The organism is Iodobacter sp. BJB302 (assembly GCF_002735645.1).
GTDB lineage: Bacteria > Pseudomonadota > Gammaproteobacteria > Burkholderiales > Chitinibacteraceae > Iodobacter.
In genome coordinates, this window is the sequence record NZ_PDZG01000122.1 from 1 (window position 1) to 6,400 (window position 6,400).

General features: G+C 48.1%; 5 protein-coding genes and 1 pseudogene. All 6 read left to right on the forward strand.

Features of this window, described 5'->3' with window-relative positions; translation table 11 throughout:
* Positions 1 to 128 precede the first annotated feature (128 nt).
* The 6 genes and pseudogenes from CSQ88_RS21600 (at position 129) to CSQ88_RS21615 (ending at position 6,003) form a co-directional block, all read left to right on the forward strand.
* The gene (locus CSQ88_RS21600) at positions 129 to 2,030 is read left to right on the forward strand and encodes a TonB-dependent receptor domain-containing protein (RefSeq protein ID WP_099400128.1); all 1,902 of its coding nucleotides are present in this window, start codon (positions 129 to 131) and stop codon (positions 2,028 to 2,030) included.
* A gap of 1,080 nt (positions 2,031 to 3,110) precedes the next feature.
* A pseudogene (locus CSQ88_RS23705) lies at positions 3,111 to 3,413 on the forward strand (lecithin retinol acyltransferase family protein); the annotation flags it as partial.
* A gap of 66 nt (positions 3,414 to 3,479) precedes the next feature.
* The gene (locus CSQ88_RS23525; RefSeq protein WP_257212716.1) at positions 3,480 to 3,959 is read left to right on the forward strand and encodes a hypothetical protein; all 480 of its coding nucleotides are present in this window, start codon (positions 3,480 to 3,482) and stop codon (positions 3,957 to 3,959) included.
* A gap of 512 nt (positions 3,960 to 4,471) precedes the next feature.
* Positions 4,472 to 4,639 (forward strand): hypothetical protein, encoded by a 168-nt coding sequence (locus CSQ88_RS23085; RefSeq protein WP_180273768.1) that lies wholly within the window; start codon positions 4,472 to 4,474, stop codon positions 4,637 to 4,639.
* Positions 4,632 to 4,931 carry a hypothetical protein gene (locus tag CSQ88_RS21610; protein WP_099400130.1) on the forward strand — a complete coding sequence of 100 codons (300 nt, stop codon included), beginning with the start codon at positions 4,632 to 4,634 and terminating at the stop codon, positions 4,929 to 4,931. The genes CSQ88_RS23085 and CSQ88_RS21610 overlap by 8 nt, the downstream gene beginning before the upstream one ends.
* Before the next feature lie 172 nt (positions 4,932 to 5,103).
* Complete coding sequence (locus tag CSQ88_RS21615; protein WP_099400131.1) at positions 5,104 to 6,003, forward strand: hypothetical protein; 900 nt, start codon at positions 5,104 to 5,106, stop codon at positions 6,001 to 6,003.
* Positions 6,004 to 6,400 lie beyond the last annotated feature (397 nt).

The window sequence follows — 6,400 nt, forward strand, 5'->3', positions numbered from 1 at the left end:
TGAATATCGTCCACCTCAATCCAGAAAAATCACCGGAAGCGGAGACGGGTGCTGTAAGGAAAAAAGCAGAGCAAAGAACGGCATAAATATTAAACGATTAAGGCGACAACTGGTTTGACAATTACCGGATGAAAGATGGCGACTTCAGAAACCAATCGGGTGGCAGCCTGAACCGGGTGATCACTAATTACTACGATGGCGACCCAACCAGGCTATTGGGCGGCCCGCAAGGCCCAATCAGGCTTACAGACTACGGCAGCATTACGAACGGTAAAACCGGCCAGGTTTTGGCCTATAACGATGCACCCTACAGTACGCTGATTCCAGGGATTGAGCGCTATCACGCCTTTGCCCGCGCCAATTTGCGGATTAACGATGATACGCAAGCCTATGCAGAATATTTATATGGTTTCTCCCGCGCCAACCTGACTTTTGCCGCACCACTCACGGTCAGCAGCACCTTGCGCGCATGGAATAATCAAAAACAAGCTTTAGACACCATTAATAATAAATTGCCGGTAGGCCACCCCAACAACCCCGGCACCACGCCGCTGGATTTCACCGCCACGCTGTTTGATTTGGGCAAACGCCTGAAAACCGATGAAGTGACCCTGCATCGTGTTTTATCCGGTATCAAAGGCACAGCCTTTGGCTGGGATTGGGATGCTTCGCTGGGCTATTCACAAAGCTCGCTGGAAGAAACCGTACAGAACTTCGTCAACCGCTATGAATACGAAAAAGTATTAAAAGACGGCAGCTACAACTTTGCCGATCAATCCAAAAACAGCGAAGAAGTGCGTAACCGCCTGCGCCTCTCTACCCTGCGCCCGGCCAAATCCAGCCTGATTACTGCTGATATCAGCGCATCCTCGCCCGAATTATTCGAGCTGCCTGCTGGCAGTGTGGGCTTTGCCACCGGCGCGCAGTTCCGTCAGGAGAAAATGGATTCACGCACCTCCGATGCCGTACTTTCAGGCACCGAGCTGCGCCCGGCGATTAATATTATTGATGGCGAGCGCAAAGTCTCCGCCGTCTTTGCCGAGCTCAACATTCCGGTGATTAAAGACTTAAACGTTAACCTGGCAGCACGGGCCGATCATTACAGCGATTTTGGTAATGCATTCTCGCCTAAAGCCAGCGCCCGTTATCAGGCTGCAGACTGGCTGCTGCTGCGCGGCTCTGCTTCACGCGGCTTCCGTGCGCCCTCTTTGCCAGAAATCACCAAAAGCTCGGCAGTCAGCTATGGCGCTGTGGTTGATCCGCGCGACCCGATTGCACCGACCAAATCACGCGGCGTAACCAATATTATCGCCGCCAATAAAGATCTGCAGCCAGAGCGCTCGGATAACTTTAATCTGGGCTTTGTGCTCTCGCCAACAAACGACAGCAGCATTGGCCTTGATTACTACAACATTAAGCAAAGTGGCCTGATTGGCACGCAAAGTGGCGCGGATATTATCGCCAACGAAAGCCGTGATCCAGGCAAAATTGTGCGCGATGATAAGGGACGCATCAGCACGCTTTACCGCCAGTACAGCAATATGGGCGATCGCGAAACATCAGGCATTGATCTGGATTTACGTCAGCGCTTTAACAGCAAAGACTACGGCAGCTTAAAACTGGGCAGCCAGATCAGCCATGTTTTAAGATTTGCTGAGCCGCTTTCCACTGGCGAGCCACTCACCGATGGCGCAGGCAGCAATCAATTTGGCTCGATTCCAAAATGGCGCGCCGTCAGCGATGCCACATGGGAAATTGGCGCATGGTCCACCACCCTGACATGGAACTATGTTGGCGGCTACGATCAGGCTTTTGCCAGCGACACCGACACCGCCAAATATGTTGACCCATTCAACACCTTTGATCTGACGGCCAGCTGGAAACTCGCCAAAGACACCACGCTGACCGCCAAAGTCATCAACCTGAGTAATACCCGCCCACCGTGGGATTCTTCAACTGATTTCTTTGACCACACCCAAGCAGACCCGCGCGGCCGCTTTGCCTCGGCCAAGCTGACTTACAAATTTTAAAGAGACCCCTTCTCTGACTTAGCGCCATATATATGCCCCCCATAATTTGCGGGGCATATAACGCTTTGAACCGTTTGAAATTTTACTCAAACCTTTCAACAAAAAAATGCGGCCCCGGAGGCCGCATTTTTATTGCGGCAAGTAATCAGCCTGCATAAAAGTTAATTGAACATGACAGTGAATGCACCTTTATTCATACAAAAATCAGCCAACTTCTTACATCGCACCACAAAAAATCAACCACCACCCTGACACAATAGTAGTAACAAGGTGGAAACATCCATTCAATCAGGTGTAGCATATCGGCATAAATCACTTCAGGCCCCGCCCGGTGAGACATTTTAAGAAGGCGCAGCGTTTTTATACACCAAGGACGGTGGTTTATCTGCCGTTTTAGGGTGTCTACATCTTGTTAGGCACCCCTACCCATTATTTTATTTTTTAGTTAGCGCGCTGTGGTGGCAGTTTGTATTGTGGTGTGCTGATATTTTTATTTTGTTTTGCAGCTTTTTGTTTACATTGTTTACTAATACGCTTTTAATTCGTTTGCTTCGTTTTAGTGGCTTTCTTATTTAGTTTTGTGGTTTGCTACGGAAAACGTCGGTTTTATTTTTTGTGTAGTGGCAACTCGCCTAACATGGCATTCAAGCAGACTGGCCGGAACGTGCGGCTTTTTTATCCAATTGCAGCGTAGGCCAGCTGCTTAATTTTTACGTTAGGCACCCCTGCCATTATTTTGTTTTTTTAGTTGGCGCGTTGTTGTGGCAGTTTGTATTGTGGTGTGCTGATATTTTTATATTGTTTTGCAGCTTTCTGTTTACGCTGTTGATTAATACGCCTTTAATTAGTTCGCTCCGTTTTCGTGGCTTTCTTATTTAGTTTTGTGGTTTGCCACGAAAATCGTCGGTTTTATTTTTTGTGCAGCGGTAATACGCCTAACATGGCATTCAAGCAGACTGGCCGGAACGTGCGGCTTCTTTATTTAATTGCAGCGTAGGCCAGCTGCTTAATTCTTACGTTAGAACTTAGTCACCCATATGTTCACACATCCCTCACTCACAGAAACAGCATAGGATTCACATGACAACAGATTTCCCATTAGGCGCTCACCTCGTAACCCCACGAACGGTTTACTCCCACCACGGTATTTATATCGGCGATGGCAAAGTTATTCATTACTCTGGCTTGGCGAGTGGCATGGAATCGGGGCCAGTAGAAATTACAAACCTAGAGGATTTTTGTTCTGGAAATAACGTAAATGTAAAAACATACAAAGACTCATACTCTGCGGAGACAATCGTCAGCAGAGCAATGTCACGAGTTGGCGAGTCTAGTTACAGCGTTTTTAATAATAACTGTGAGCATTTTTGCTTGTGGTGCATAACGGGAAACCACACAAGTATTCAGGTAGATACAGTTACTACCGTCAGCGGTCCAAGCATAGGAAGCATGGCTGGGTTTGCTGCTCGTGGTGTAGTTGCTGCATCCGGCTCAGTAGTTGGGCTGTCTGGTGCTGGCGTAATGAGTGGGCTGGCCTCAACTGGCGCCATTGTCGGTGGGGGTGCTGTTGCTGGGTTGGCAATACTCGGCGCTGCACCAGGTGCCGCAATGGCCTCACTGGTTAACAGCACGGTCTTAGCGGACGATCCGAACTTGGGAACGGACGAACGTGATTCGCGCTCAGTAGGTCGGGCAGCTAGTTACGCTGGGGCAGCAGCAGGCACTGCCGGCAGCATCGCAGCAGTCAGTGCGATGGGCGCAACAGCAGGCCTCAGTGCTGCTGGTATCACGTCTGGTTTGGCCGCTATTGGCGGCACTGTTGGCGGTGGCATGGCTGCGGGGGTAGTCGTAGCCACAGCTGCACCTGTAGCGGCTGCGGCGGCAGTTGGTTATGGCATTTACAAATTCGTCAGATGGGTCAAAGACTAAGTTCTAACAATGCACTCCAGCCGACTCACTTACCTCCGTTTCGCTGCGCTTCACTTCGGCAAGCGGTCGGCTGAGTTTGGGTGTTAGAGGTAAAGCCTAGGCCTATTAGGTTTTTCGCCTTGGTGTTCTGTGTTGGTTTTTTAGCTGCTTGCTGTAGTTTGTTATTGCTTTTCTTTTTTTTAATGGCTTTTTTATTACCGGCTTGGCATTTTTAATTGCTGTGCTTTTATCCAGGTTGCAAGTTAATTAAACGGGCTTGGTTTTACTAACTGCGGTGGCAGTGAATGCCGTTTTTAGTTATTGTGTTGTACGGTTTTATTTATTCTTTTAGCGGGCTTTCTGTTTTAGTTTTACCGCACATTGATATGCGCCCTTTTTAGCCTCAGTGGTTAAGGCCTCTAACCCGTCAGTCAAGCGGGACTGGCCTATATACGGCAGCTGTTTTTGAACCATATCAGGGGGCCAGCCCCTTACTTTTACGTTATGTTTAATGCAAGTAATGGAGAAACAATATGTTTAACTTGTTATACAGCCTGTTCGGCTGGCTCTTTGGATTATGGGAAAAACTTCCTGATTCAGCAAAAGAAAAAATAATCGATATGATCGTAAATGCCGCTGAGGCAATATTTAGAGAGTTTTTTCGATCAAAGAAAGAAGATCCGGAGGCTAATAATGCGTGATTTTAAAGAGTTTGTTAAGTCCAGCCAGAGGAAACAAATTATCAACTCATCTTCATCACAAGAGCTAACTGCAAATATAAGCAACACGCTGGCCATTACGGCTTTAACTATATCTAGCGGTGATCGAGAAAATTTTTCATCTGAAGTTGTGAAAGTGGCAAATAGTGACGAAGTGCTAACCGAATTAAGTCAGTCAATTGGCGAACCTAAGGAGAAAGAGAGCGAAGATGAATTTGTTGAGCGTGCAAAGTCTGCTCTAGCAAAAATACTAAAACAGAAGTTAATAAAATAATTGTAAAAATATACCTTCGTTTAAAAACATAACAAGTCACTCAAGCATCAGTCGCTACGCTCCTTGGACAGCTTTTAAGTCGCAGTTTTGTGGTTTCGCTACGCAAAAGTATTCCACAAAACCGCAACTTAAAATCTGCAGCTTAGCTCGGCGTTAGCCATTTGGACTCATCATGCAAATTTTTCGTCACCTCACTGCAAATGATGTTCGTCTTGAACCCTTCCCGTTCAGACGAGAACTTTCCATGGAGGCATACCTGATCGAAAACGAAGGGGTGCTCAGTCTCGACGACGATGTCTTCTCTAGCGTCGAAATTGTTGAGGCAGAACTGACACTCAAGCAGGGGCGAAAGAGCAAGGACACAGACGGAAGAATCGACATTTTGGCGACGTACTCGCAAGAGTACATAGCAGTCATAGAGCTAAAGCTGGGGCAGCTCGAAGAGGTACATTTGAGCCAAATCGAGGACTATCTCTGTGAACGGGATCAAATCACCCAACAATACCCAAACATCCTGAGTATAGAACTCGCGCCGATTCCAAAATGGATAGGTATCTTAGTAGGAACGACCATAAGCTCCGAACTTGCATCGAAGCTTCGGCAAGGCTATATCACCGCTTCAGGCATACCCGTTGCCGCGCTTACGGTTCAACGATTTCGAGGCTCCGATGGTAGTGTCTTTGTAACAACAGACACATACTTCACCCCTCCAACCGTGAGCAAGGATGCATCAAAGTACAAGTTCGACGGTCAAGTCTTCGGTAAGGGGCGCTTGGTTCTTGCGGTCGTCAAGCGCTACGTTGAGGTCCACCCAGCGACAACCTTAGCCGAACTGCAACAAGTATTTCCAAAGCACTGTCAAGGCTCTCTCGGGGTAGTTGCTACAGTTGAGCAAGCTAACCAGATCTACACCACGACAGCACGGAAGCGGCACTTCCTTGTTCCCGAAGATGTTATCCAACTTCCAGACAGCACGGTTGCTGTCAGTAGCCAATGGGGCATCGGAAACATTGACCGATTTATCAAGCAAGCTCGGCAACTGGACTTCGTCATCGAAGCGGCAAATGGCTAACCCGGCGCAAATGCGCGCCGCCCCTTAGCTCCACGTTAAGTCCCGCACGGAGGATCCGGTCATACGGCAGATTTTGGCGGCACTAACAAGTTTTAGTTTTTGCACTGCCCTTTTAGTTGGCACGTTTTACCTTGAGCATGAGTTTGGACGCCCTAACCCAGGTCCATTTTCTACACAGTGGGCACTCGTGGGCGCAATACTTGGGCTGTGGCCTCAGGTTGTTCTCAGCATTGTTGGATTCACTTGCTTACAAGTTCGCAATAAGCAGCGACCCCCCTGTGTCAGGATAGTTGAGATACTCCCTTTTCAGGGATTCTAACTTACTCAGGGGGCTGGTTACTTATCATGTCGCGTATTCCCAAGGCTCGTAAAGATGCCATTTTAAGCAAAATGCTTG

Coding starts and splice junctions, on each gene's coding strand:
- CSQ88_RS23525 (WP_257212716.1), top strand. CDS start 3,480: ATGGCTGGGTTTGCTGCTCGTGGTGTAGTTGCTGCATCCGGCTCAGTA.
- CSQ88_RS21600 (WP_099400128.1), top strand. CDS start 129: ATGAAAGATGGCGACTTCAGAAACCAATCGGGTGGCAGCCTGAACCGG.
- CSQ88_RS23085 (WP_180273768.1), top strand. CDS start 4,472: ATGTTTAACTTGTTATACAGCCTGTTCGGCTGGCTCTTTGGATTATGG.
- CSQ88_RS21615 (WP_099400131.1), top strand. CDS start 5,104: ATGCAAATTTTTCGTCACCTCACTGCAAATGATGTTCGTCTTGAACCC.
- CSQ88_RS21610 (WP_099400130.1), top strand. CDS start 4,632: ATGCGTGATTTTAAAGAGTTTGTTAAGTCCAGCCAGAGGAAACAAATT.